The following is a 26,284-nucleotide window of genomic DNA, read 5'->3' as shown; positions in this document are numbered from 1 at the left end:
GAAGCCGTCCCGCGAGACTTCTCATCCGACTTGCCGACGCCACAGGCGGGGATCCCCGTCGTGCGTTCGCATGCGCCAAAGACGGCGCCGCCGGACGGACGGGCAGCTCGCGCGCACTGACGCCAAATTCTGCAACGATGCAAAAGGACGACACTGCCTATGACCAAGCGCACCCGCCGGCCCTCGGAATCGACTGGCCTGAGCCGCCGTCAATTGTTGAAAGCCACCGGCTCGACCGCCGCACTTCTCGCCGCAGCAAAACTGAATTTCCCGGCCGGCGCCTTCGCGCAGGACGCAGGCCCCGAGGTCAAGGGCGCCAAGCTCGGCTTCATCGCGCTGACCGATGCGACCCCGCTGTTCGTTGCGAAGGAGAAGGGCATCTTCGCCAAATACGGCATGCCCGATGTCGAGGTGCAGAAGCAGGCCTCCTGGGGCACGACGCGCGACAATCTCGTGCTCGGATCCGAAGGCAACGGCATTGACGGCGCGCACATCCTCACCCCGATGCCGTACCTGATCTCCGCCGGCAAGGTGACGCAGAACAACCAGCCGACGCCGATGTACATTCTGGCGCGGTTGAACCTGAACGGTCAGTGCATCTCGGTTGCCAAGGAATATGCCGACCTCAAGGTCGGAATCGACACCGCGCCCTTCAAGGTCGCGCTGGAGAAGAAGAAGGCCGGCGGCAAGGCCGTGAAGGCTGCGATGACCTTCCCCGGCGGCACGCATGATCTCTGGATCCGCTACTGGCTTGCCGCTGGCGGCATCGATCCGGACAAGGACATCGAGACAATCGTGGTGCCGCCGCCGCAGATGGTCGCCAACATGAAGGTTGGCACCATGGATTGCTTCTGCGTCTGCGAGCCCTGGAATCTCCAGCTAATCCATCAAGACATCGGCTACACCGCGATTACCACCGGCGAGCTTTGGGATAAGCATCCCGAAAAGTCGTTCGGCATGCGCGCGGCCTGGGTCGACAAATACCCGAAGGCGGCGAAGGCGTTGCTGATGGCGGTCATGGAAGCCCAGCAGTGGGCGGAGAAGGCGGAGAACCGCGAGGAAGCCGCGGTGATCTGCGCCAAGCGCCAGTGGATCAACTGCCCGGTCGAGGACATCACCGACCGCATGAAGGGCAAGTTCGATTACGGCACTGGTCGCGTCGTCGACAACTCGCCGCAGCAGATGCGCTTCTGGAAGGACAGCGCCTCCTATCCCTACCAGAGCCACGACCTCTGGTTCCTCACCGAGGACATCCGCTGGGGCAAGTACGAGCCTGGCTTCGACACCAAGGCGCTGATCGCCAAGGTCAATCGCGAGGACCTCTGGAAGGATGCGGCCAAGACGCTCGGCGTTGCGGCCGCCGAGATCCCGACCTCGACCTCGCGCGGCAAGGAGACTTTCTTCGACGGCAAGGTGTTCGATCCCGAAAATCCGGCAGCCTATCTGAAGTCGCTCGCGATCAAGCGTGTCGAAGTCTGATGGAGCCAGCGGCCGCCGTCAGGCGGCCGCATCGTCTTTGAGCCGGAGAGGGATTTTCAATGAACATGCCTGCCACGAAGCTTGAGGTTGAGACCGCGGTGCCCGCTTCCATCGCCGCGCCGGTTGTCGCGATGACACCAAAGCGTCCGCCGCGCGCGGAGACCTATGCACGCATGGCGCGGGAGACGGCCGTACGCGTGATTCCGCCACTGGTCGTGATCGCACTATTGACGCTTGTATGGGAGCTGGTCTGTCGCCGCAGCGGTTCTGCACTGCCGCCGCCGTCAAAAGTGTTCAAGGACACCAAGGAGCTCATCCTCGATCCGTTCTTCGACCATGGCGGCATCGACAAGGGGCTGTTCTGGCATCTCTCTGCCAGTCTCCAGCGCGTCGCGCTCGGCTATTCGCTCTCGGCGGTCGCCGGCATTGCGCTCGGTGTGCTGGTCGGACAGTCGGTCTGGGCCATGCGCGGGCTTGATCCGCTGTTCCAGGTGCTGCGCACCATTCCGCCGCTGGCCTGGCTGCCGCTGTCGCTCGCGGCGTTCCGCGACGGCCAGCCCTCGGCGATCTTCGTCATCTTCATCACCTCGATCTGGCCGATCATCATCAACACCGCGGTCGGCATCCGCAACATCCCGCAGGACTATCGCAACGTCGCCGCGGTGGTGCGGCTCAATCCGCTCGAGTTCTTCGGCAAGATCATGATTCCGGCGGCGGCGCCCTACATCTTCACGGGCCTTCGCATCGGCATCGGCTTGTCTTGGCTCGCCATCATCGCCGCGGAAATGCTGATCGGCGGCGTCGGCATCGGCTTCTTCATCTGGGACGCCTGGAACTCCTCGCATATCAGCGAGATCATCCTGGCGCTGTTCTATGTCGGCATCGTCGGCTTCGTGCTGGACCGCCTGATCGCGGGTCTCGGCAAGTTCGTCACCCGCGGCACCGCGCTGAACTAAAGGAGGGGAGCACATGACCGCCTATCTGAAGCTCGACCACATCGACAAGATCTTTACCCGCGGCGCCGCCACCACCGAGGTGCTCAAGGAGATCAACCTGACGATCGAGAAGGGCGAATACGTCTCGATCATCGGCCATTCCGGTTGCGGCAAGTCGACCCTGCTCAACATCATCGCAGGCCTGACCAACGCCACCACCGGCGGTGTGCTCCTGGAAAACCGCGAGGTGAATTCGCCGGGGCCGGATCGCGCCGTGGTGTTCCAGAACCACAGCCTGCTGCCGTGGCTGACCGTCTACGAGAACGTCAGGCTCGGCGTCGACAAGGTCTTTGCCAGGTCCAAGTCCCGTGCCGAACGCGACGCCTGGGTGATGCACAATCTCAACCTCGTGCAGATGGCCCATGCCAGGGACAAGCGCCCCTCGGAGATCTCCGGCGGCATGAAGCAGCGCGTCGGCATCGCGCGGGCGCTGGCCATGGAGCCGAAGGTGCTGCTGTTGGATGAGCCCTTCGGCGCGCTCGATGCGCTGACCCGCGCCCACTTGCAAGACTCCGTGATGGCGCTGCATCAGAAGCTCGGCAACACCATCCTGATGATCACACACGATGTCGACGAGGCCGTGCTGCTCTCCGATCGCATCGTGATGATGACGAACGGACCGAGCGCGCGCATCGGCGAGGTGCTGGAGGTGCCGTTGGCGCGTCCGCGCAAGCGGCTCGAGCTTGCGACCAGTGGCACCTATCTGAAGTGCCGCCAGCGCGTGCTCGAATTCCTCTATGAACGTCATCGCTTCGTAGAGGCTGCGTAAACCAAAGGTTAATGCACGAAAGGTCCACGCCTAAATAATCGACATCTCGCTCAATCCTTGTGCGGCGCACAAGGATTGAGCGAATCGCAAATTTAGCGTGCGGAAAAGCCCTGCAAGAAATTCGGGCGATACGAATAACATCCTGAAATCCCTGTATTTCCAGCGTGCGCGCAACTGGCACGGAAATTGAAATGTCTTTGCGCGACGCCAACGACGACGTCCCTCAACATCATCAATCAGCATCGTGAACTCGCCACCGGGGTGAAGCCTCGGAGCGCGCCTCCGTGGCCGGAGGTGGGGCCTGCAACGAAGCAGCGGTGAGCCTAGAAGGGATTATCAATGACGAAGAATCCTACTTGGATTTCAGACTGGCGCCCCGAAGATGAGGCGTTCTGGAATGCGACCGGCAAGACTATCGCGCGACGTAACCTGATTTGGTCAATCGTAGCCGAGCATATCGGCTTCTCGGTCTGGCTGATCTGGAGCATCGTCACCACCAAGCTGCCGCAGGCGGGCTTCCACTACACCACCGACCAGCTGTTCCAGCTCATCGCCGTGCCGGGCCTGATCGGCGCCTTGATACGCTTTCCCTACACCTTCGCAGTGACGACGTTCGGCGGCCGCAACTGGACCATCTTCAGTGCGGCGATCCTGTTCATCCCGACGTTGTCGCTTGCCTACTTCGTCAGTCATCCCGACACGCCGTTCTGGCTGATGCTGCTGGTCGCCTCGACCGCGGGTCTCGGCGGCGGCAATTTCGCCTCCAGCATGACCAACATCTCCTTCTTCTTCCCCGACCGGATGAAGGGATGGGCACTCGGCCTCAACGCTGCCGGCGGCAATATCGGTGTCTCCAGCGTGCAGCTGCTGACCCCGATCCTGATGACGCTCGCCGTCATCAACTTGTTCCAGGCGAGCCCGATCGACGGCATCTTCCTCCAGAATGCCGGTCTGATGTGGGTATTGCCGATCGCGATCGCGGTGTTCGGCGCGGTGTTCTTCATGAACAACCTCACCACGGCGAAGTCGTCGGTGAAGAACCAGCTCGCGATCGTCAAGCGCAAGCACACCTGGATCATGGCGTACCTCTATATCGGCACGTTCGGATCCTTCATCGGCTACTCCGCCGCCTTCCCGCTGCTGATCAAGACGCAATTCCCCACCGTGACGATCTCCATCGCCTTCCTGGGGCCCCTGGTCGGCTCGCTGTCGCGTCCGCTCGGCGGCTGGCTTGCCGACAAGATCGGCGGCTCGATCATCACCTTCTGGAACTTCATCGTGATGGCGGGCGCCACGGTCGGCGTGCTCTACTTCGTCGGGCAGAAGGATTTCATCGGCTTCCTGTCGATGTTCCTGATCCTGTTCGTGACGACCGGCATCGGTAACGGCTCGACCTATCGCATGATCCCCTCGATCTTCCGCGAGGAGAACCTGTTCAAGGTGCGCGGCAAGGGCGATGCGACGCGTGTACTGGCGCTCAAGACGGCGAGCATCGAGAGCGGAGCAGCGGTCGGCTTCATCGGCGCGATCGGCGCGATCGGCGGCTATCTGATCCCGACCGGGTTCGGCAAGTCGATCGCCATGACTGGCGGGCCGCAGCTCGCGCTCGCGATCTATCTCGGCTTCTACGCCTCCTGCCTGGCTTTGACCTGGTGGTTCTACCTGCGTCGCAGTCCGCAGGGCGAAGGCACGTCAAGCCTCGCCGGAGCGCGGGTCTAATACTTGGTACGAATCTCGCTTCTCCCCGTACGCGGGGAGAGGCCCCACCGCAGGCTTTGGAACAGGGAATTTCCATGAGTGAACCGCTCGTCATCGTCGGTAACGGTATGGCGGCCGCGCGTCTGGTCGACGAGCTCGCCAAGACTGCGCTCGGCCGCTACGCGGTCGCCGTGATCGGCGAAGAGCCGCGGCTCGCCTACAACCGCGTTCTGCTCTCCTCCGTGCTGGCCGGCGAGACCGGTTCGCATGAGATCGAGCTCAGGCCGGCCGACTGGTGGCGCCATCGCGGCGTCACGGTACGCTACGGCTATCGCGTCACCGAGATCGACGTCGGTCGCCGCGAGCTGAAGATCGACGGCGAAGAAAGCATGGAGTATTCGAAGCTCGTGCTCGCCACCGGCTCGACGCCGCTGCGGCTCAACGTATCAGGCGCCGATCTCGCCGGCGTGCACACGTTTCGCGACAGCCGCGACGTCGATCTGCTGCTGACCCTGGCCGCGGCGAAGAAGCGCGTCGTCGTGGTCGGCGGTGGCCTGCTCGGACTTGAAGCAGCTTATGGCCTCGCCAAGGCCGGCGCGCCGGTGACACTGCTGCACCTGATGGACCGGTTGATGGAGCGTCAGCTCGATGCGCCGGCCGCCGATCTGCTCAAGACGCTGGTCGAGCGCAAGGGCATCCGCATCCTGCTCAACGCCGCCACCGCCCGCATCCATGGCGATGGTCACGTCGAGGCCGTCGAGCTCGCCGACGGCAGCCGCATCGAGGCCGACGCCGTGATTTTCGCTGCCGGCATCAAGCCCAACGTGACGCTGGCGAAAGAGGCCGGGATTGCGGTGAACCGTGGCGTCGTCGTCAACGACGTGATGCGGACGGCTTCGTCCGACATCTTCGCGCTCGGCGAATGTGCCGAGCATCGCGGCACCTGCTATGGTCTGGTCGAACCGGCCTATGAGCAGGCGCGCGTGCTGGCACGGCATCTCGCCGGCCGTCCCGCAGCCTATAAGGGCAGCGTGGTCTCGACCAACCTGAAGGTCTCCGGCGTCAGCGTGTTCTCGGCCGGCGACTTCATGGGCGGGGAGGGCAGCGAAAGCCTCGTGCTGACCGACCGCAGGCGCGGCACCTACAAGAAGCTCGTGATCGCCGACGGCCGGCTCACCGGTGCCGTGCTGATCGGCGATACCCTCGATGCGCTCTGGTATCTCGAGCTGATCCGCAATCGCGACAAGGTGGCGGCGATCCGCACCGACATGATGTTCGGCCGCGCGCTGGCGCGTCCCTCCAAGGCGGCTTGATAGAGGCGGCTTGATAAGGCAGCTCGATATGACGGCGATTGATCCAACGCTCCGCGCCACCAAGACAACCTGTCCCTATTGCGGCGTCGGCTGCGGCGTGCTGGCGACGCCGGACGGCAAGGGTGGGGCGGCGATCGCCGGTGATCCTGACCACCCCGCCAATTTCGGCCGCCTCTGCTCCAAGGGCTCCGCGCTTGGCGAGACCGTCGGGCTGGAAGGCCGGTTGCTTTACCCGATGATCCGCTGCAAGGGTGTGCTCGAACGGGTCGCCTGGAGCGATGCGCTCGACCACGTCGCGCACCGCATGCAGCACATCGTGGCGCGCGACGGCGCCGACGCGGTCGCGTTCTATCTCTCCGGCCAGCTGCTGACCGAGGATTACTACGTCGCCAACAAGCTGATGAAGGGCTTTGTCGGCACCGCCAACGTCGACACCAATTCGCGGCTCTGCATGTCGTCCTCGGTCGCCGGCCACCGCCGCGCCTTCGGCGCCGACACCGTGCCCGGCTGCTACGAGGATCTGGACCAGGCCGACCTGCTGGTTTTCGTCGGCTCGAATGCGGCCTGGTGCCACCCCATTCTGTTCCAGCGTATGCTGAAGAACCGTGGGGAACGCGGCGCACGCATGATCGTGATCGATCCGCGCCGCACCGACACCGCTGATGACGTCGATCTTTTCCTTGGGCTCAAGCCCGGGACCGACACCGCGTTGTTCTCCGGCCTGTTCGTCCATCTCGCCGACAATGGCGCGCTCGACCAGGATTATATCGCGCAGAACACGTCAGGTTTCGACGATGTGCTGGCGCGCGCGCGCAAGATCGCCGGCAGCGTCGCTGCGACGGCGCTTGCCACCGGTCTGTCCGAGCAGGACGTTGCCACCTTCTTCAAGATGTTCCGCGACACGCCGCGGGTCGTCACGCTCTATTCTCAAGGCGTCAACCAGTCGGCGCAGGGCACCGACAAGGTCAACGCGATCCTGAATTGCCATCTCGCGACGGGGCGCATCGGCAAGCCGGGCGCCTCGCCATTCTCGCTGACCGGCCAGCCCAATGCGATGGGCGGCCGCGAGGTCGGCGGCCTCGCCAATATGCTCGCCGCCCATATGGGCTTCACGCCGCCCGACATCGATCGTGTCAGGCGATTCTGGAATGCGCCGCGCATCGCCACCCATGAGGGGTTGAAGGCGGTGCAACTGTTCGAGGCCATCAACCGCGGCGAGGTCAAGGCGCTCTGGGTAATGGGCACCAATCCGGCGGTGTCGCTGCCCGATGCCGACTTCGTGCGCGAGGCGCTGAAGAAGCTCGAGCTGTTCGTGGTCTCCGAGAACGTGCTCTCCAACGACACGGTCGAGGCCGGTCCGCATGTGCTGTTGCCGGCTCTGGCCTGGGGCGAGAAGTCGGGCACGGTGACCAATTCCGAGCGCCGCATCTCGCGTCAGCGTTCGTTCCTGCCGGCGCCAGGCGAGGCGCGCCCCGATTGGTGGATCCTGAGCGAGACCGCAAAGCGCCTCGGCTTCGGCGACAGCTTCAATTACAAATCCGCGGTGGACATTTTCCGCGAGCATGCATCGCTCTCGGCCTTCGAGAATGACGGCAGCCGCGACTTCGACATCGGTGCGCTGACCTCGTTGTCCGACGACGCGTTCGACGCCTTGAAGCCTGTGCAGTGGCCGGTGCGGGAGGGCGGGGCGCCGGGCGCGCGCTTCTTTGCGGATGGCGGCTTCTTCACCAGTGACGGCAAGGGCCGCTTCGTCGCGCCCGAGGTGCCGGCATTGCGCAGCGAGACCGGCGCCTCGCGTCCCCTGCGGCTCAACACTGGGCGCATCCGCGACCAGTGGCACACCATGACGCGCACCGGCCTCAGCCAGCGGCTGGGCGCGCATCTGCCCGAACCCTTTGTCGAGATCCACCCGGACGATGCCAGCAAATATGGCATCGTTCACGACGGCTATGCCCGCATCACCACCGATTACGGCCAGTGCATTCTGAAGGTCGTGGTCAGCGAGCGGCAGCAGCGCGGCACGCTGTTCGTTCCGATCCACTGGAGCGCGATGAACGCTTCGCATGGCCGCGTCGGGGCGCTGGTGCAGTCGTTCACCGATCCTTTCTCGGGGCAGCCCGAGTCCAAGGCGACGCCGGCCGCGATCGCGCCCTACGAGTACGTTTTCCGCGGCTTTGCGCTGTCGAGACGGCAGCTCGATCTGCCGCCGAACCTGTTGTGGACCCGCGTCACGGTCGACGGCGGCTTCGGCTACCTGTTCGCCGACAATGCCGATCTGTCGCGCTGGCCCGCCTGGCTCGACCGCGTTGCCGGCGAGGATGTCGCCGAATACCGTGATTTTGGCGGCGGCATCTATCGCGCGGCCTCGTTCGCGGGCGATCGCATCGAGGCCTGCCTGTTCGTCGGCCCGGGGCATGACGCCGGCGATTGGGAGGTGGTCCGAAGTGCCTTTGCGGCCGATCACGTCACCGACGAGCAGCGCCGCATGCTGCTATCGGGCAAGTCGACGGAAGGGGCGGCCTCGACCGGGCCGATCGTCTGCGCCTGCTTCGGCGTCGGCCGCGGCACCATCTGCGACACCATCGCAAGCGGCGCGCGCACGGCCGGCGAGATCGGCGCCAAGCTCAAGGCCGGCACCAATTGCGGCTCCTGCATCCCCGAGCTGAAGCGCCTGATCGCGACGACGGAAGTGCCGGTGAAGCAGGCGAAGGTCGCAAGCGTGGTGGGGTAAAAACTCTCTCCGCCGTCGTCCCGGCGAACGCCGGGACCCATAACCACAGGGAGTGGTTTGGCGAAGATTTGTCGCTCGGTACTCCTACCACCCACAACCGATAGATTCCGCGGTATGGGTCCCGGCGTCCGCCGGGACGACGACCGCATGTGTGGCGTGGCGAATGCCGCCCGCGCCAATCGACGCGCCCGCCAATGTGCCCTATGGTGCCGCACTCTTCCCCTCAACACCCATAACAACAATGATGTACCTGGAAACGCCGCCGCGCCTGATCGAGACCAGGCTCTTCTCCGCCATGCCCGACAAGTTCCGCCGCAAGGGCGTGCGGACGGATTGGGCCGATGCGAACCGGCCGGGTGTGCCGACCGACAGCTTCATCGAGGGGCCGTCCTTCGACAGGGACGGCAATCTCTACATCGTCGACCTTCCCTTCGGTCGCATCTTCCGCATTGCGACTGATGGTGCGTGGTCGCAAGTCGTCGAGTATGAGGGATGGCCGAACGGGCTGAAGATCGCATCCGACGGCCGCATCCTGGTCGCCGATTACATGCATGGCATCATGGAGCTCGATGCGAAGTCCGGCCGCGTCAAGCCGGTGCTCACCGCTCGCAATTCGGAGTCGTTTCGCGGCTGCAACGATCTGCATCTTGCCTCCAACGGCGACATCTATTTCACCGATCAGGGCCAGACCGGCTTGCATGATCCAAGCGGCCGCGTCTACCGCCTGACATCGGGCGGTAGGCTCGACTGCCTGATCAACACCGGCATCAGCCCGAACGGCCTCGTGCTCGACCCGAGCGAGACCGTCCTGTTCGTCGCCATGACGCGCGACAACGCGGTGTGGCGACTGCCGTTCATGAAGGATGGCAGCGTGTCGAAGGTCGGCCGCTTCTGCTCGCTGTTCGGCACCAGCGGCCCTGACGGCATGACCATGGATGCCAAGGGTCGTCTCTTTGTCGGGCACGCCTCGCTCGGCCACGTCTTCGTGTTCGCGCCGAACGGCGAACTGATCGCGCGGATAAAGTCGTGCGCGGGGCCGAATTGCACCAATGTCGCGATCGGTGGCGAAAGCAAGGATCGCCTCTATATCACGGAGTCGTCGACCGGCAGCGTGCTGGTGGCTGACATCAGCGGATTGTAGTTCTTCGCCTCTCCCCGCTTGCGGGGAGAGGCCGGAATTTGCGTGAGCAAATTCCGGGTGAGGGGGAGCTTCCACGAGTCCAACTGTCAGCAATTTTGCGGAAGCTGGCCCCTCACCCCAACCCTCTCCCCGTAGAACGGGGAGAGGGAGAATAGCCATCGAAATCGGAGCGCACATGAACATAAATCCCTTCGGCAAGACCGGCGCCAACGTCTCCGTCATCGGGCAGGGCACCTGGTATCTCGACCATGGCGATCGCAAGCGCGCGATTGCCGCGCTTCAGCGCGGGCTCGATCTCGGCATGACCCACATCGACACCGCAGAGATGTATGGCGATGCCGAGCTCGTCATTGCCGACGCGATTGCAGGCCGGCGCGACGACATGTTCCTCGTTTCGAAAGTGCTGCCGAGCAACGCCTCGCGCCGCGGCACGATCACGGCCTGTGAGCGTTCGCTGAAGCGGCTGAAGACCGATCGCCTCGACTGCTACCTCCTGCACTGGCGCGGCCCCTATCCGCTGGAGGACACCGTTGCTGCGTTCGAGGACCTGGTGAAGTCAGGCAAGATCAAGTCCTGGGGCGTCTCCAATTTCGACGCTGACGATCTCGACGACATTCTCGACGTCGCCGGCGAGGGCCGGATCGCGTGCAATCAGGTGCTCTATCATCTCAAGGAGCGCGCGATCGAGCATGCGGTAATTCCCTGGTGCGAGCGGCATGGCGTCGCCGTGGTCGCCTATTCGCCATTCGGCCACGACGATTTCCCGGACGAGCGCAGCAAGGGCGGTGCTGTCCTCGGGCGCATCGCGGAGGCGCGTCGTGCAACACCGCGTCAGGTCGCGCTGAGCTTCCTTACCCGTGCAACTACGGTGTTCGCGATCCCGAAGGCGTCGTCCGCGGAGCATGCCGGCGAGAATGCGGCGGCCGGTAATCTTGTGCTGACGAAAGACGAGATTTCTGCGCTCGATGCGGCGTTTCCGCGCGGGCCGAAGCCGCGCAGCCTGCCCATGTTGTAACGCACAAACCCCTATTATTAATGGAGTATTGACGCGCGCGGCGGCCGGCGCATATCGGCATCCTGTTTTCGGAAGTTGTGAACGCGGCGCATTTGTCGTTTTTTACGGCTGTTCTCGAATCGCATTTTTTCCCGGGTTCCAGCCGTGACACCGCCGCCTGCCGCAGCCGTAAGGCTCGACAATATTCCTATGCCCGTGCCGGAGAAGAAGCAGGACGTTCGCCGCGCGCCTGCGCGCGTCGATCATCCCTTCAAGGGCATTGCGCTGGTGTTGCTGTCGACGGTGTTTCTCGGCTGCTCCGACGTCACCGCGAAATATCTCTCGACTAGCCTGCCGTCGATCGAGATCACCTGGATCCGCTTCGTCACCTTCGCGCTGATGTTCACGCCGGTGATGCTGCCGGGCTCGCCGCTGCATGCGATGCGCACCGAGCGCCTCGGCCTCCAGCTGATGCGGGGCGCCGCGTTGCTCGGCTCCTCGCTGTTCTTCATCACGGGCTTGCGTTTCCTCCCCATTGCGGAGGCCTCCGCCACCGGCTTCGTCTCGCCGCTGTTCGTCACCGCGCTGTCGATCATCTTCCTGAGCGAGAAGGTGGGCATGCGCCGCTGGATCGCCACCGCGATCGGCCTGACCGGCGTGATGATCATTCTGCGGCCGGGCACGAGCGCGTTCCACGCCGCCGCGTTCTTTCCGATCATCTCGGCGTTCTGCTGGGCTGCGGCGCTGATCCTCACGCGCATGATGAGCGGTCGTGAAGCCGTTCTCACCACCATGGCTTATTCCGCGCTGACGGGCGTTGCGATCCTCAGCGTCATGGTGCCGTTCGTCTGGGTGACGCCGAGCTGGACCGCGATCGGGCTCGGCATCGTGATCGGTGTTGCCTCAACCGTCGGCCAGTGGATCATCGTGCTGGCCTATCGTTACGGCGACGCATCCGTGCTGGCGCCGTTCTCCTACACCCAGCTGCTCTGGGTCAGCATTTTGGGCTTCTTCCTCTTCGGTGAGCTGCCGGACATCTGGACCATCGTCGGCGCCGCCTTCATCGTCGCGAGCGGTCTCTACATCGCCCATCGCGAGCGGGTGCGCCGCGCGCAGCTCCTGGTGCTGGAAGAGCGCTCCCCGAACCCCTGACGCAAGTTCGCGCGTCCCACGTCGTGCTATCATTGGCTCCAACACCACGGGAGGGAGCCGGATGCGCGCTGCGATTTTCAGGAACGGTGAGATTGTCGTCGACCGAATGGCCGAGCCGACGCCGGGTCCCGGCCAGGTTCTGGTCAAGACGCTCGCCTGCGGCATCTGCGGCTCCGATCTGCACGCGCGGCAGCACGCCCATCGCATGGTGGAGATGGCGCGGAAGACCGGGCGCAAGCCGATGGATCTCGCGCGTGACGTCGTGTTCGGCCATGAGTTCTGCTGTGAGGTCGTCGATTATGGTCCTGGCACGGCGCGCAAACTCAAGCCTGGCACCCGCGTCTGCTCGCTGCCGGCGCTGGTGACGCCTGAGGGTATCGAGGGCATCGGCTATTCCAACGACAATATCGGCGGTTATGCCGAGGCGATGCTGCTGAGCGAGCCGCTGCTGCTCGAAGTGCCCAACGGTCTTGCGCCGGAGCACGCTGCATTGACCGAGCCGCTCGCAGTCGGTGTTCACGCCGTGGCGAAAGCCAATATCCGTGGTGGGGAGGTGCCGCTCGTGATCGGCTGCGGCCCGGTCGGGCTTGCGGTGATCGCGGCGCTGAAGCTTAGGGGTCTGCATCCGATCGTCGCCGCCGACTATTCGCCGGCGCGGCGCGCGCTCGCCGCACGGCTCGGCGCCGACGTCGTCGTCGACCCCAGGGTGACGCAGCCCTATGCGACCTGGGCCGAGCACGCGCAGATGTCGGACGCCGAGAAGGCGGCGCGGCCGCCGTTCCAGGCCATGCTGCCGGCGCTGAAGCCCGCGATCATCTTCGAATGCGTCGGCGTGCCCGGCCTCCTGCAGCAGGTGTTCGAGGGCGCCTCGCGCGACGCGCGCATCGTCGTGGTCGGCGTCTGCATGGAGACCGACAGAAGCGAACCCATGCTCGGCATCATGAAGGAGCTCAACGTCCAATACGTGCTCGGCTACACGCCGGAGGAGTTTGCGGCGTCACTGCGCCTGATCGCGGAAGGGCAGGTGGATGCCGCGGCGATGGTGACGGCCGAGGTCGGCATCGACGGCGTCGCCAAGGCGTTCGCCGACCTTGCCAACCCTGAAGCCCACACCAAGATCATCGTGCAGCCGTGGCGGTGATCATTTAGCCGCAACCTCGGTGCTCTCCCTCCCCCGCTTGCGGGGGAGGGTTGGGGAGAGGGTGCTTCCGCAATCGAGAACCCCAAGAGGGGAAAGCCCTCACCCGGCGCTACGCGCCGACCTCTCCCGCAAGCGGGAGAGGTTGACCGCGAGACCTCCATCAATACGTCGACGGCACGTACATCTCCGGCGGGATCGGGCCGCGGTGATAGTCGGGATTGCGGACGCGCGGCGGCAGCACCACCGGTACGCGTGCGACCTCTTGATAGGGAATCTGGCTCAGGAGATGCGAGATGCAGTTGAGTCGCGCGCGTTTCTTGTCCACGGCATCGACGATCCACCACGGCGAGTCGGGCAGATGCGTGTGTTCGAGCATCGTCTCCTTGGCCTTGGTGTACGCCTCCCAGCGGCTGCGCGCCTCGACGTCCATCGGGCTCAGCTTCCACTGCTTGAGCGGATCCTTGATGCGCATGGTGAAGCGGAGCTGCTGCGCGTCGTCGGTGATCGAGAACCAGTATTTGACCAGGATGATGCCGGAGCGGATCAGCATCCGCTCGAACTCCGGCACGGTCTGGAAGAATTCCTGATACTGTTCCTCCGTGCAGAAGCCCATCACGCGCTCGACGCCGGCGCGGTTGTACCAGCTGCGGTCGAACAGCACGATCTCGCCGCCGGCCGGCAGATGCGAGACGTAGCGCTGGAAGTACCATTGCGTGCGCTCGCGCTCGCTCGGCGCCGGAAGGGCGGCGACGCGGCAGATGCGCGGATTGAGGCGCTGGGTGATGCGCTTGATCACGCCGCCTTTGCCGGCGGAATCGCGGCCCTCGAACAGCACCACGACTTTCTTCTTCTCGCTCTGCACCCAGTCCTGGAGCTTCACCAACTCGCCCTGGAGGCGGAGCAGCTCGCGGAAATAGAGCTTGCGATCGACTGTCGGGCCCGGCGTGTCGGTCTCGTCCAGGAGCTCGTCGAGACGGGCATCATCCAGTTCCATCTCCAGCTCTTCGTCGAGGTCGTCGGCCATTTCCTGGATGATGCGCTCGCGCTTGGCGGTTTGGGAGGTCCGGTCGGATGCAGTCATGGGCTTCTTCTCTCGGCTGGGTGCCAGTGTTACCAACGACCATCGGCGGGCTTTGTTGCGTCCATGTGACAGCCCGCCACTCGCCGAAGCAGGTCACACCGGCAGCGCGATCGAATATTTCACCTGGCTCAGCGCGAAACTGGACTCGATCGAGGCAATGCCGTCGAGCCGGGTCAGCTTGGTCTTGAGGAAGGTCTCGTAGGAGGCGAGGTCGGCGGCGACGACACGCAGGAGATAGTCGCGATTGCCGGTCATCAGATAGCACTCCAGCACCTCGTCCCATTTCGAGATCGCGCGCGCGAAGCGGTTGAGGTCCTCCTCCTTCTGCCGTGCCAGCTTGATGGAGATGAACACGCTGACGTGCAGGCCGAGCGCCTTCTGGTCGACGGTCGCGACGTAGCGCGAGATCACGCCACGCTCTTCCAGGAGCTTGACCCGGCGGTGGCAGGGCGAGACCGAGAGCCCGACCTTGTCGGCGAGCTCCTGCATGGTCATGCGGCTGTCGGTCTGGAGGTGGCTGAGGATCTTCCGGTCGATGGCGTCGAGGTTGGGCATTGGGATGGAACCTACATAATGGCGAGCATGTTGGTAAAATATCCCAATCATCACGGGGATGTTGCAAGAAATTGAGATATCTGGCGCCTTCCGCAGGCGTATGATCGGTGGATCAGATTCCGGAGCAGCCCCCATGCCCGTCGATTCCGCTCGTCTGGACACATTGACCGCCCTCAGCCGCAAGGCGCTGTGGCTGTCGTCCTGGACCATCCACCATGCCAACCACGTCCGCCCGAGCGCGGACGGCCTCAAGGTCGGCGGCCACCAGGCCTCATCCGCCTCCCTCGCCACCATCATGTCGGCGCTGTACTTCCATGTGCTGCGCCCTGAGGATCGCGTCGCGGTGAAGCCGCATGCGAGCCCGGTATTCCACGCCATCCAGTATCTGTTCGGCCGGCAGAGCCGCGAGAAGCTGGAGAATTTTCGCGGCTACAAGGGCGCGCAGTCCTATCCCTCGCGCACCAAGGATATCGACGACGTCGATTTCTCCACCGGTTCGGTCGGTCTCGGCGTTGCGCAGACCCTGTTCGCCTCGCTGGTGCAGGACTACGTCAAGGCGCATGGCTGGATGAAGGATCGCCGCGAGGGGCGGATGATCGCGCTGGTCGGCGATGCCGAGATGGACGAGGGCAACATCTTCGAGGCGCTTGCCGAGGGGTGGAAGCACGGCCTGCGCAACACCTGGTGGGTGGTCGACTATAACAGGCAGTCGCTCGACGCCGTCGTGCGCGAGGGTCTATGGGAAAAGTTCGAGACCATGTTCCGCAATTTCGGCTGGGACGTGGTGATCGTGAAATACGGCCGCCTGATGCGTGAAGCCTTTGCCGAGCCGGGCGGCGAGGCGCTGAAGCGCTGGATCGACAATTGCCCGAACGCGCTCTACGCCGCGCTGTGCTTCCAGGGCGGCGCTGCGTTCCGAAAGCATTTGCACGACGAGATCGGCGACCAGGGCCCGATCACCAAATTGATCGACAAGCGCAGCGACGACGAGCTGCTGGCGCTGATGTCGAATCTCGGCGGCCATGACATGGCCAGCATGCTGGAGGCGTTCTCGTCGATCGACCACGATCGTCCGGTCTGCTTCATCGCCTACACCATCAAGGGCGTCGGCCTGCCGTTCCAGGGCCACAAGGACAATCACGCCGGCCTGATGACTGTCGCGCAGATGGAGAAGTTTCGCGACAGCCAGAACATTCGGCCCGGGCATGAATGGGACAAGTTCGAAGGCCTTGCGCAGGATGCGGCCGAGTTGGAAGCCTTCCTCGCGCGCGTGCCGTTCAACCAGGATGGTCGCCGCCTGAGCGCGCCGGTTGTCGAGGTGCCCCAGCAGCTTGCGTTCAAGCCATCGCCGCAGATGTCGACCCAGCAGGGCTTTGGCCTCGTGTTGAACGAAATCGCGCGTGGCGACAGCGAACTGGCGAAGCGCATCGTCACGACTTCGCCCGATGTCACCGTCTCCACCAATCTCGGCCCCTGGGTCAACCGCCGCGGGCTGTTCGCGCACGCCGAGAAGGCGGACTTATTCCGCAGCGAGAAAATTCCGTCGACCTACAATTGGGATGCTTCCCCCAAGGGGCAGCATCTCGAGCTCGGCATCGCCGAGATGAACCTGTTCATCATGCTCTCGGCGCTCGGTCTGTCGCACCAGATCAACGGCGAGCGGCTCTTGCCGGTCGGCACGCTCTACGATCCCTTCATCGAGCGTGGCCTCGATGCGCTGAATTATGCCTGCTACCAGGACGCGCGCTTCATGGTGGCGGCGACGCCGTCTGGCATCACGCTCGCGCCCGAGGGCGGCGCGCACCAGTCGATCGCAACCCCGCTGATCGGCATGGCGCAGGACGGGCTGGCCTCATTCGAGCCGGCCTTTGTCGATGAGCTCGCCGTGATCATGGCTTTCGGTTTTGACCACATGCAGCGTGATCCGGGCGAGGGCGGCTCGGTTTATCTGAGGCTCTCGACGCGCAGCATCGATCAGGCGCAGCGCATCATGACGCCGGAGCTGAAGCAGGGCGTCACCGACGGCGCCTATTGGCTGCGCAAGCCGGGGCCGAATGCCGAAGTCGTGATCGCCTACACCGGCGCTGTCGCACCCGAAGCGATCGAGGCGACGGGCTTCATCGGCGAGAGCCGCCGCGATATCGGCCTGCTTGCGATCACCTCGGCCGACCGTCTCCATTCGGGGTGGACCGCCGCACGGAAATTGAGGCGCGACCGCCGCGGCGTGCAGCACCTCAGCCACATCGAAAGACTGCTGGCGCCGCTGCCGCGGGACTGCGGCATCGTGACCGTGATCGACGGGCATCCGTCCGCGCTCGGCTGGCTCGGCAGCGTCCGCGGCCACCGCGTCGAGGCGCTCGGCGTCGAGCAGTTCGGCCAGACCGGAACGATCGCGGATCTCTACCGCCACTACGGCATCGACGCCAACGCCATCATCGATGCGGCCGAAAGCCTCACCACCGGCGCGCCGGTGCTGCATCGGAAGATGGCGGTGTAGTCGAGGTAACCTGGCGTATGGGCGGACCGCTCCGCTGTCGTCGTCCCGGCGAAAGCCAGGACCCATACTCCGCGGCGATGATTGTAGGCCGCAGGTGGTGGACGTCGGCGCAAAACAACGCAGCTTGGTGGTAATGGGTCCTGGCTTTCGCCAGGACGACATCCGCGACCTTGCCACGTTCCCGCCACCGGCTCATATAACCTCTGTCCGCCGCAACGCTGGCCCCGCATATGGCGGGTTCAACTGCCGGCGCTTTCGTGCAAGGATGCCTGCCGAAACGCCCCCTCCAAGCCCCCAAGAAGAGGTTACCGATGGTCAATCGCATGCAATTCTACATCGACGGCGCCTGGGTCGATCCCGCCGTCAAGAAGTCCACCGCCGTGGTCAATCCCGCGACGGAAGAGGCGATGTACGAGGTTGCGCTGGGCTCTAAGGCTGACGTGGACAAGGCCGTGGCCGCCGCCAAGCGCGCCTTTGCCACCTTCTCCCAGACCAGCCGCGAGGAGCGCGTCGCGCTGCTTTCGAAAGTCATCGAGGTCTACAAGGGCCGCCTCAAGGAGATCGGCGCTGCCGTCTCCGACGAGATGGGCGCGCCGCTGCCGATGGCGGAGAAGCTGCAGGCCGGCGCCGGCCTCGGCCATCTCATGACCACGCTCGACGTGCTCAAGAACTATCATTTCGAGGAGCCGGTCGGCACCGCCATGGTGCTGCGCGAGCCGGTCGGCGTGGTCGGCATGATCACGCCCTGGAACTGGCCGCTCAACCAGATCGCCTGCAAGGTCGCGCCCGCGCTCGCCGCCGGCTGCACCATGATCCTGAAGCCCTCGGAATTCACGCCGACCTCCGCGCTGATCTTTGCGGAAATACTCCATGAAGCCGGCGTGCCGAAGGGCGTGTTCAACCTCGTCAACGGCCTCGGCCCCGAGGTCGGCGCCGCCATGAGCGAGCATCCCGACATCGACATGATCTCCTTCACGGGCTCGACCCGCGCCGGCATCGACGTCGCCAAGCGCGCCGCGCCGACCGTGAAGCGCGTCAGCCAGGAGCTCGGCGGCAAGTCGCCGAACGTCATCCTGGAAGGTGCCGACCTCACGAAGGCGGTGACCGGCGGCGTGATGCACATGTTCAACAACTCCGGCCAGTCCTGCAACGCGCCCTCGCGCATGATCGTGCCGCTGTCGAAGATGAAGGAAGTCGCCGCGATCGCGAAGGCCGTCGCCGACAAGACCAAGGCCGGTGATCCGCGCGGCGAAGGCACCACGATCGGCCCCGTGGTCAACCGCGGCCAGTGGGACAAGATCCAGGCCTTGATCAAGAAGGGCATCGACGAGGGCGCAACGCTCGTCGCCGGCGGCCCGGGCCTGCCCGAAGGCGTCAACAAGGGCTTCTATGTCCGTCCGACCATCTTCGCCGACGTCACCCCCGAGATGACGATCGCACGCGAAGAGATCTTCGGACCGGTGCTGACCATCCTCGGCGCCAAGGATGAAGCCGACGCCGTGCAGATCGCCAACGACACGCCGTACGGCCTCGCCGGCTACGTCTCCGGCGCTTCGGTCGAGGACGCCAAGCGCGTCGGCCGCCAGATCCGCGCCGGCAACGTCAACCTCCAGGGCGTGCCCAACGACCGCACCGCGCCGTTCGGCGGCTACAAGCAGTCGGGCAACGGCCGCGAGTGGGGCAAGTACGGCCTCGAGGACTTCCTCGAAGTGAAGGCCGTCGCCGGCTTCAACGCGGCGTAAGTTTTAGCGCCTGAACAAACAAGCGCCGGAGCGGGCAACCCGCTCCGGCGTTTTTTTGTTCGTAGCCCGGATGGAGCGGAGCGTAATGCGGGACCGGTCCCCGGATTTCGCTCCGAGACTGGGCAAGATTCTAACATCGAGTGAAGGTAGGATTCGGCATGACGAATCGTACCTTCAAAACCGGCGTCAGGCGGGATCAGCCGAGCCTTCTGCCGGCGCGGGTGGAAGATTATGTGGCCGGCGACAATCCGGTTCGGGTGATCGAGGCTTTTGTTGCAGCGCTTGACCTCGGGAAGCTTGGCTTCCGCCATGCCGGATCGAGCGGCGGGGCTGGACAGCCACCTTATGACCCGGCCGACCTGCTGAAGCTTTATCTTTATGGCTACCTGAACCGGATCCGGTCGTCGCGCAACCTGGAGCGCGAAGCCCGGCGCAATCTGGAACTGATCTGGCTGATGAAGCGCCTGGTGCCGGGCTATCGCACCATCGCCAAGTTCCGCCAGGAGAACTGGAAGACGCTCAAGGCGGTGAACCGGGAGTTTGTGCTGATGCTGCGCGAACTCGGTCTGATTGGCGGAGAGGTTGTGGCGATCGACGGTGCGTTTTTTGATGGCAACGCCAGCAAGGCGAGCATCAAAACGCAGCGCAAGCTCGCCAAGCGGCTGGCGGAGATCGAGCAGGATATTGAAGCCTATGGTGCCACGCTCGAGGCCAACGACAGCGCCGAGGTGGAACGTCCACCCGCGGGGCGGGATGGCGGAGGCGATGGCAGTCGCGGCGGAGACCTCGCACAAGAGGTGGCGGCGTTGATGGCCAAGCGCGCCAGCTTGCAGGCCGATCTGGCACGACTGGAGGAGAGCGGGCAGACGCAGCTGTCGCGAACCGATCCGGATGCCCGCCTGTTGTCGAAGAACGGCCAGGTGGTGGCAGGCTATAACGTTCAGATCGGCGTCGACGACAAGCACGCTCTGATCGCGGCGAGCGAGGTCGTCAACGACGGCAACGATAGCGGCCAGCTTTACGACATGGCCAAGGCCGCAAAGGACGAGCTTGGCGTCGAGACGCTGACGGTTCTCGCCGATACCGGCTACTACAACGGCCATACGCTCAAGGACTGCGAGGAGAACGGCATTGCCGCCTACGTTCCGCTGGCCAAGCGAACCACGCGGCTCGAAGCGCAGGATCGCATCAGCCATGAGGCGTTCGCCTACGACGCCGAAGCGGATGTCTATCGCTGTCCCGCCGGCAAGCAGCTGCGTCCCACGGACGGTCGCAAGACCAACGGCAACCGGATCGAGATCAGGTATGTCAGCCGCAAGTCAGATTGCGACGCCTGCCCGCTGCGCGCGCGCTGTGTCACCGTCAAGATCCCGACGCGCACCGTCCAGCGCTGGGAGCATGAAGCGGTGCTGGATCGGCATCGCGCGCGGATGCAGGGCGCCGAGGCCCAGATGCGCCGCCGCGCCGAACTCGCCGAACACCCCTTCGGCACCATCAAATGCCGGGCCGGCTACCGCCACTTCCTCGTCCGCGGCTTCGACAAAGTCTGTGGCGAATGGAGCCTGATGGCGCTTTGCTACAATTTCTCCCGAGTCCTCAGCATTCTCGGCCTCGACGCCTTCATGGCCTATCTGGCAAGCCGGCTTCCGCATTTGGCACTCTTGCTGCTCAACGCCATCACCGACATCATCACCCGGATACGGCCCGCTCCAGCGCCAATCCGAGCCCAAATCCGTCCAATTTTCCGATATGCCGCGTAAGCCGCGCCCAAACAAATACTTGCCCAGCCTCTCCGCTCCATCCGGGCTACGAAGTCTATCCTTCGTCATTGCGAGCGAAGCGAAGCAATCCAGTATCTTTCTGCGGAGACAGTCTGGATTGCCTCGTCGCAAGAGCTCCTCGCAATGACGGGGAGAGAGCTGTGACGACGACGGCGCAGCGCCTAGCCGCCCAGCGCCCCCTGCGTATTCACATACAGCGCGTAGATCGACTGGCTCGCAGCCATGAACAGGCGGTTGCGCTTGACGCCGCCGAAGCAGAGATTGGCGCAGCGCTCGGGCAGGGCGATGCGGCCGATCATGACGCCGTCGGGCGCGAACACCACGACGCCGTCGAGCTCGGGATCGCCCATGCCCCAGCCGCACCAGAGATTGCCGTCGATGTCGCAGCGCATGCCATCGGGCGTGCCGGGCCCCGCATCGATGTGGACGCGCTTGTTCGAGATCGCGGTGCCGTCCGCGGAGACGTCATAGGCGAGGATCTTTCGGTTCGGCACACCGCGCGATTCCACGACGTAGAGGATCTTTTCGTCCGGCGAGAAGCACAACCCGTTCGGGCCCAGCACGCCCTCGGCGACGATCGTTGCCTCGCCGGACGCGGGATCGAGCCGGTAGACGTTAGGCTCGATTTCGGGCTCGGCCTTGTAGCCCTCGTAATTGCCGAGCAGGCCGAAGGTCGGATCGGTGAACCAGATCGAGCCGTCCGATTTAACAACGACATCGTTCGGCGAGTTCAACCGCTTGCCGTTGAATTGATCCATCAGCACGGTGATGCTGCCGTCATATTCGGTGCGGGTCACGCGGCGCCCGCCATGCTCGCAGGTGACGAGCCGGCCCTGGCGGTCGCGCGTATTGCCGTTGGCGAAATTAGAGGGCTTTCGGAACACGCTGACCGCGCCGGTCTCCTCTTCCCATTTGAGGATGCGCTGATTGGGGATGTCGCTGCAGAGCAGATAACGCCCGTCGCCGACCCAGACCGGACCTTCGGCCCAGCGCAGCCCGGTCGCAATCCGCTCCACCGCCGAAAGCTTCAGCCAGTATTTTTCGAAGCGGGGATCCAGTGCTTTTATCGCCGGATCGGGATAGTAGCTCGCCGGCCGCCAGCCTGGCCGCTCTTGGGGGTGGGACGATGCCTCATTCATGTCGGTTCTCTCGTTTCGTTCCCTCTGGACAAACCTGCTATCATTAGAGACACGTGACCGCAAATTGGTCACCAACGGCGAGGGAAGACATGCCGCGTATTTTGATGACGGGAGCTTCGGGCGGAATCGGCACGAGCCTGCGAAAACTGCTGCCGCCGATCTACCCGGATCTCCTGCTCTCCGACATCAAGCGGCCCGCCGATCTCGGCGCCAACGAGCAGTTCAAGGCGGCGGACCTCGCCGATCTCAAGCAGGTCGAGGCGATCTGCGAGGGCGTCGACGGCATCATCCATTTCGGCGGTTATTCGGTCGAAGGCCCCTGGGACGACATCCTCCAGGCCAACATCATCGGCTGCTACAATCTGTTCGAGGCCGCGTACCGCAAGGGTGTCAAGCGCGTGGTGTTCGCCTCGTCGAATCACGCCGTCGGCTTCTATCCGCGCCACCACAAGATCGGCACCGACGTCACCCCGCGCCCCGATGGCCGCTACGGCGTCAGCAAGGTGTTCGGCGAAGCCGTCGGCGCGCTCTACGCCGACAAGCATGGGTTGAAGGTGACGTGCCTGCGCATCGGCAATTTCGGCGACATGCCGCTGGACCAGCGCCGGCTTGCGATCTGGCTGAAGCCCGACGACCTCGTGCAGCTCTGCCGCATCGGACTCGAACATCCCGACATCCATTTCGAGGTCTTCTACGGTGCCTCCCTCAACGAGCGCGCCTGGTGGGACAACCATCGCGCCTACGAGTTCGGCTATCGTCCCACCGGGCGTTCCGAGGATCACGTGGCTCACGCGATGGCGGAGCAGGCCAAGCTCAAGCCCGATCCGGTCGGCGACCACTATCAGGGCGGCGCCTTCTGCAGCAGCGAGTTCGATGCCGATGCGAGCCGGATCATCGACTGGAACAAGCGGTAGGCGAATGACGAGATAGCCGAGGCGCTCGTCATCCTAGCCTGCGCGTCTGAGGTTCTCAGCAGCGCGTCGAAGGACGTCATGGAGCCATTCGTGCGCGGGCTCGCCGTCGACACGCTCGTGCCATAGCAGCCGGACCTCCAGCGGAGTCGCCGTGTAGGGAAGCTCGTAGGTCGCGATCGGGTAATTTTGCGCCAGGGCTTTCGCAAGCGGGCGCGGGACGATGGCCGCCAGCTCAGAATCCTGAAGCAGTCCCGGGACGGCAAGAAAATGCGGCAACGACACCGCCATCCGCGGCGGCCGGTCGCTCTCGGCGAGTGTTCGCTCGAGCGCGTCGCGGTCGTACATTTCCGAGCGCCGCGCCAGGCCGCGCTCGGAAATGAAGCCACCGATCGCGCCCTCCTGCTCGCCACCGAAGGAGACGACCACCAGCGGCAGCCGTGAAAGCAGCGCCTTGTCGAGCCGGCCAAGCTTGCGCTTTTTGCCGACAATCAGCACGTCGTCATATTCGAAGAGCAGCGACGTGCGGAAACGGCTCGGCGGGAGCGAGAAGACGCCGATCGCAACGTCGATGCGGCCGAGATCGATCTGCTCGGCAAGGTCGATCCGCGTGACCGGCTTGATGGTCAGGTCGATGTGGGGGGCCTCGCGCCCCAGTATCTTCAGCAGCGGGGGCGCCAGCACCATCGTGGCGAAGTCATTGGCGGCTAGCGTGAACTGCCTGGTTGATGTTGCCGGAACGAAGGTCGGCAGCTCCACGGCCGCCTCGAGCACGCGCAGCGCCTCGCGAATCTGCGGCGCCATCGTCAATGCCCGCGCCGTCGGTTGCATGCCCGCGGCCGTGCGCACGAACAGCTCGTCTTCCAGCATCTCTCGAAGTCGCGCGAGCGAGTGGCTGACGGCGGACTGGCTCAGCGCGACTTTCTGGCTGGCGCGCAAGACGCTCCTTTCCTCCATGACGGCGTCGAACACCTTGAGCAGGTTCAGGTCCAATGTCTTGAAGGAGACTGACACGATGAGGGTCCGGTTGACGGCGCGCCGCGATGGCGACCAGTTAAGGGCAGGGGCGCCGCAGATGCAACCGACGCAAACGATCGAACCAGGCCTTGAGCGGCACCGCCGGGCAAACTGAAGCGGGTTCAGGATCAATCTGCAAGAGTTTCACTTCCGCAAGAGACCGATCCCGGCATTATTCAGCCGCTGTGTTCGGAGGAGGTGAGCCATGAGATCGACCACGACGACAGGTACCGGCAAGGCAGTCGTTGCGACGTTGATTTCACTGATGCTCACGACCACGGCGATTGCCGACGAGGGACCGATCAAGCTCGGGGTGCTGACCGACATGTCCTCGCTCTATGCCGACAATGGCGGGCAAGGGTCGGTGGTCGCGGCGCAAATGGCCGTTGACGATTTCAAGGGCAAGGTTTTGGGACGCCCCGTCCAGATCATTGCCGGCGACCACCAGAACAAGGCTGACGTGGGGTCGGTGATCGCACGGCGCTGGATCGAGAACGAAGGTGTCGAGGTGATTCTCGACGTCCCCAATTCGGCCGTCGCGCTCGCCGTCCAAGGCATTACCCGTGACAAGAAGAAGCTGTTTCTCGCCACTGGCGCCGCCACGTCGCGCCTCACCGGCGACGAGTGCTCGCCGACCGGCATTCACTGGACCTACGATACCTATGCCTTGTCGCAGGGCACAACGAAGGCGATTTCCCGGCTTGGCGCCAAGAGCTGGTTCTTTCTTTCCGCTGACTATTCGCTTGGTACGCAGCTCGAAGCCGACAGCCGCAAGGTGATCGATGCGACCGGTGGCAAGGTCAAAGGCGCCGTCAAGCATCCGATCAACACACCGGATTTCTCCTCCTTCCTGCTGCAGGCGCAGTCTTCGAAGGCGGATGTGATCGCACTGGCGAACGCTGGCGGTGATTTCATCAACGCGGTCAAGCAGGCCGGTGAATTCGGGATTACGCGCGAGCAGAAGCTTGCCGGTCTGATCGTGTTCATCGCGGACATTCACAGTCTTGGACTGCAGAGTGCGCAAGGCTTGATGCTCAGCTCGGCATTCTACTGGGACCTGAACGAGGAGACTCGCGCATGGTCGAAGCGCTTCATCGAGAAGACCCAGAAGGTCCCCACCATGATCCATGCGGGTACTTATGGCGCGGTGATGCACTATCTCAAGGCGGCCGAAGCGGCGGGCACGTTGGATGGACCCGCCGTTGCCGCCATGATGCGCGAGATGCCGGTGAATGATTTCATGACCAAGAACGGCCGGATCCGCCAGGACGGCAGATTGATCCGCGACATGTATCTATTCCGGGTCAAGTCGCCACAGCAATCAAAGCACAAGTTCGACTATTACGAGCTGCTCGCGACCATTCCCGGAGACGAAGCCTTCAAGCCAATGGAGGGAGGAGGATGTTCGCTCCTGAAGCAGCGGTGATCGCTCGAGATGAGGCCTGTGCCGTGGTGCGGAGCCCGATCGACGAGATCCTGACCGGCCGGTTTGCATGCCGCGAGTTCTGCAGCGCTCCGGTTGCCCGGCGAACGATCGAGCAGATCCTCCGTGTCGCGCGATTCGCGCCCAGCGGTGCGAACATCCAGCCCTGGCACGTCTACGTGCTGACAGGCGAGGTCAAGGGCAGGGTCTCGGCGGCGCTGCTCGATGCGCACGAGACCTCTCGTGACGAACATGTCTCGGAGTATAGGTACTACGCCAGCGATCTGCCCGGCCTGTATCTCAAACGACGGCAGGAGTTCGGCCGACTATACTATGGCTCGCTCGGGATTCATCAGGCCGATTCCGAGGCGAGAACCAGACAGACCGCGAAGAACTACACGTTCTTCGGCGCGCCCGTGGGATTGATCGTAACCATCGACCGTCGTCTCGAAGTCGGAAGCTGGCTCGATCTCGGAATGTTCGTGCAGAACGTCATGCTCGCGGCGGCAGGACGCGGGCTTCGGACGTGCCCGCAGGAAACGTTCGCGAAGTATCACCGGATCCTACGCCCGCTGCTGTCGATTCCGGCAGAGCAGATGGTGGTGTGCGGCATCTCGGTTGGCAAGGCCAAGGTTGAGAGGCAGGACAGATTGATGCCGCGCGCGGACATCGACGAGTTCGCGACGTTCCTTGGTTTCGACGATTGAAGTTTTGGTCGAAGAGGA

At 64.0% G+C, this 26,284-nt stretch carries 20 protein-coding genes; 16 read left to right on the top strand and 4 right to left on the bottom strand.

Annotated features, from left to right (window positions below; all coding sequences use genetic code 11):
• Positions 1 to 159: 159 nt before the first annotated feature.
• The 10 genes from NLM27_RS21070 to NLM27_RS21025 all read left to right on the top strand — a co-directional run bounded on the left by NLM27_RS21070 (position 160) and on the right by NLM27_RS21025 (position 13,413).
• On the top strand, positions 160 to 1,479 hold the full coding sequence (locus NLM27_RS21070; RefSeq protein WP_254145134.1) for a CmpA/NrtA family ABC transporter substrate-binding protein: 1,320 nt from the start codon (positions 160 to 162) through the stop codon (positions 1,477 to 1,479).
• Positions 1,480 to 1,538: 59 nt separating this feature from the next.
• Positions 1,539 to 2,435, top strand: a complete 897-nt coding sequence (gene ntrB, locus NLM27_RS21065) for a nitrate ABC transporter permease (RefSeq protein ID WP_254145133.1) — start codon at positions 1,539 to 1,541, stop codon at positions 2,433 to 2,435.
• Between the two features lie 13 nt (positions 2,436 to 2,448).
• Positions 2,449 to 3,243 carry an ABC transporter ATP-binding protein gene (locus NLM27_RS21060; protein WP_254145132.1) on the top strand — a complete coding sequence of 265 codons (795 nt, stop codon included), beginning with the start codon at positions 2,449 to 2,451 and terminating at the stop codon, positions 3,241 to 3,243.
• Positions 3,244 to 3,582: 339 nt separating this feature from the next.
• On the top strand, positions 3,583 to 4,962 hold the full coding sequence (locus NLM27_RS21055; RefSeq protein WP_254145131.1) for an MFS transporter: 1,380 nt from the start codon (positions 3,583 to 3,585) through the stop codon (positions 4,960 to 4,962).
• A gap of 74 nt (positions 4,963 to 5,036) precedes the next feature.
• The gene (locus NLM27_RS21050) at positions 5,037 to 6,254 is read left to right on the top strand and encodes an NAD(P)/FAD-dependent oxidoreductase (RefSeq protein WP_254145130.1); all 1,218 of its coding nucleotides are present in this window, start codon (positions 5,037 to 5,039) and stop codon (positions 6,252 to 6,254) included.
• 28 nt (positions 6,255 to 6,282) lie between these two features.
• Positions 6,283 to 8,985, top strand: coding sequence for a nitrate reductase (locus NLM27_RS21045; RefSeq protein ID WP_254145129.1), 2,703 nt, complete (start codon positions 6,283 to 6,285; stop codon positions 8,983 to 8,985).
• Positions 8,986 to 9,229: 244 nt separating this feature from the next.
• Positions 9,230 to 10,126 carry an SMP-30/gluconolactonase/LRE family protein gene (locus NLM27_RS21040; protein WP_254148887.1) on the top strand — a complete coding sequence of 299 codons (897 nt, stop codon included), beginning with the start codon at positions 9,230 to 9,232 and terminating at the stop codon, positions 10,124 to 10,126.
• A 175-nt stretch (positions 10,127 to 10,301) separates the two neighbouring features.
• Positions 10,302 to 11,141, top strand: a complete 840-nt coding sequence (locus tag NLM27_RS21035) for an aldo/keto reductase (protein WP_254145128.1) — start codon at positions 10,302 to 10,304, stop codon at positions 11,139 to 11,141.
• Between the two features lie 189 nt (positions 11,142 to 11,330).
• Entirely contained in the window at positions 11,331 to 12,272 is a 942-nt protein-coding gene (locus NLM27_RS21030) for a DMT family transporter (RefSeq protein ID WP_254148886.1), read from the top strand.
• A gap of 61 nt (positions 12,273 to 12,333) precedes the next feature.
• Entirely contained in the window at positions 12,334 to 13,413 is a 1,080-nt protein-coding gene (locus NLM27_RS21025) for a zinc-binding dehydrogenase (RefSeq protein WP_254145127.1), read from the top strand.
• Positions 13,414 to 13,573: 160 nt separating this feature from the next.
• Here NLM27_RS21025 and ppk2 read toward each other — a convergent pair whose 3' ends face one another.
• Entirely contained in the window at positions 13,574 to 14,494 is a 921-nt protein-coding gene (ppk2, locus tag NLM27_RS21020; RefSeq protein ID WP_254145126.1) for a polyphosphate kinase 2, read from the bottom strand.
• A gap of 93 nt (positions 14,495 to 14,587) precedes the next feature.
• Positions 14,588 to 15,049, bottom strand: coding sequence for an Lrp/AsnC family transcriptional regulator (locus NLM27_RS21015; protein ID WP_254145125.1), 462 nt, complete (start codon positions 15,047 to 15,049; stop codon positions 14,588 to 14,590).
• 133 nt (positions 15,050 to 15,182) lie between these two features.
• Between NLM27_RS21015 and NLM27_RS21010 the strand changes: the two genes are divergently transcribed.
• The 3 genes from NLM27_RS21010 (at position 15,183) to NLM27_RS21000 (ending at position 21,048) form a co-directional block, all read left to right on the top strand.
• Positions 15,183 to 17,546 (top strand): transketolase, encoded by a 2,364-nt coding sequence (locus NLM27_RS21010; RefSeq protein ID WP_254145124.1) that lies wholly within the window; start codon positions 15,183 to 15,185, stop codon positions 17,544 to 17,546.
• Between the two features lie 311 nt (positions 17,547 to 17,857).
• A complete protein-coding gene (locus NLM27_RS21005; protein WP_254145123.1) occupies positions 17,858 to 19,288 on the top strand; it encodes an aldehyde dehydrogenase family protein in 1,431 nt (476 codons plus the stop codon).
• Positions 19,289 to 19,446: 158 nt separating this feature from the next.
• The gene (locus tag NLM27_RS21000) at positions 19,447 to 21,048 is read left to right on the top strand and encodes an IS1182 family transposase (protein ID WP_254145122.1); all 1,602 of its coding nucleotides are present in this window, start codon (positions 19,447 to 19,449) and stop codon (positions 21,046 to 21,048) included.
• A 182-nt stretch (positions 21,049 to 21,230) separates the two neighbouring features.
• Here NLM27_RS21000 and NLM27_RS20995 read toward each other — a convergent pair whose 3' ends face one another.
• Positions 21,231 to 22,208: an SMP-30/gluconolactonase/LRE family protein gene (locus tag NLM27_RS20995; RefSeq protein ID WP_254145121.1), complete on the bottom strand. Its 978-nt coding sequence runs from the start codon at positions 22,206 to 22,208 to the stop codon at positions 21,231 to 21,233.
• A gap of 89 nt (positions 22,209 to 22,297) precedes the next feature.
• On the opposite strand from NLM27_RS20995, the gene NLM27_RS20990 reads away from it, so the two are divergent.
• On the top strand, positions 22,298 to 23,122 hold the full coding sequence (locus NLM27_RS20990; RefSeq protein ID WP_254145120.1) for an NAD(P)-dependent oxidoreductase: 825 nt from the start codon (positions 22,298 to 22,300) through the stop codon (positions 23,120 to 23,122).
• A 33-nt stretch (positions 23,123 to 23,155) separates the two neighbouring features.
• Here the strand turns inward: NLM27_RS20990 and NLM27_RS20985 are convergent, their stop codons facing one another.
• Entirely contained in the window at positions 23,156 to 24,133 is a 978-nt protein-coding gene (locus NLM27_RS20985; RefSeq protein WP_254145119.1) for a LysR family transcriptional regulator, read from the bottom strand.
• A gap of 208 nt (positions 24,134 to 24,341) precedes the next feature.
• Here NLM27_RS20985 and NLM27_RS20980 point away from each other — a divergent pair, with 208 nt between their 5' ends.
• Entirely contained in the window at positions 24,342 to 25,562 is a 1,221-nt protein-coding gene (locus NLM27_RS20980; protein ID WP_254145118.1) for an ABC transporter substrate-binding protein, read from the top strand.
• Entirely contained in the window at positions 25,538 to 26,266 is a 729-nt protein-coding gene (locus tag NLM27_RS20975) for a nitroreductase (RefSeq protein WP_254145117.1), read from the top strand. Before NLM27_RS20980 ends, NLM27_RS20975 begins: the two co-directional genes overlap by 25 nt.
• Positions 26,267 to 26,284 lie beyond the last annotated feature (18 nt).

The sequence above is a fragment of the Bradyrhizobium sp. CCGB12 genome (genome assembly GCF_024199845.1).
GTDB lineage: Bacteria > Pseudomonadota > Alphaproteobacteria > Rhizobiales > Xanthobacteraceae > Bradyrhizobium.
The sequence above is the reverse complement of the archived record's forward strand: the minus strand, read 5'-3'. Positions and strand labels throughout refer to the sequence as shown.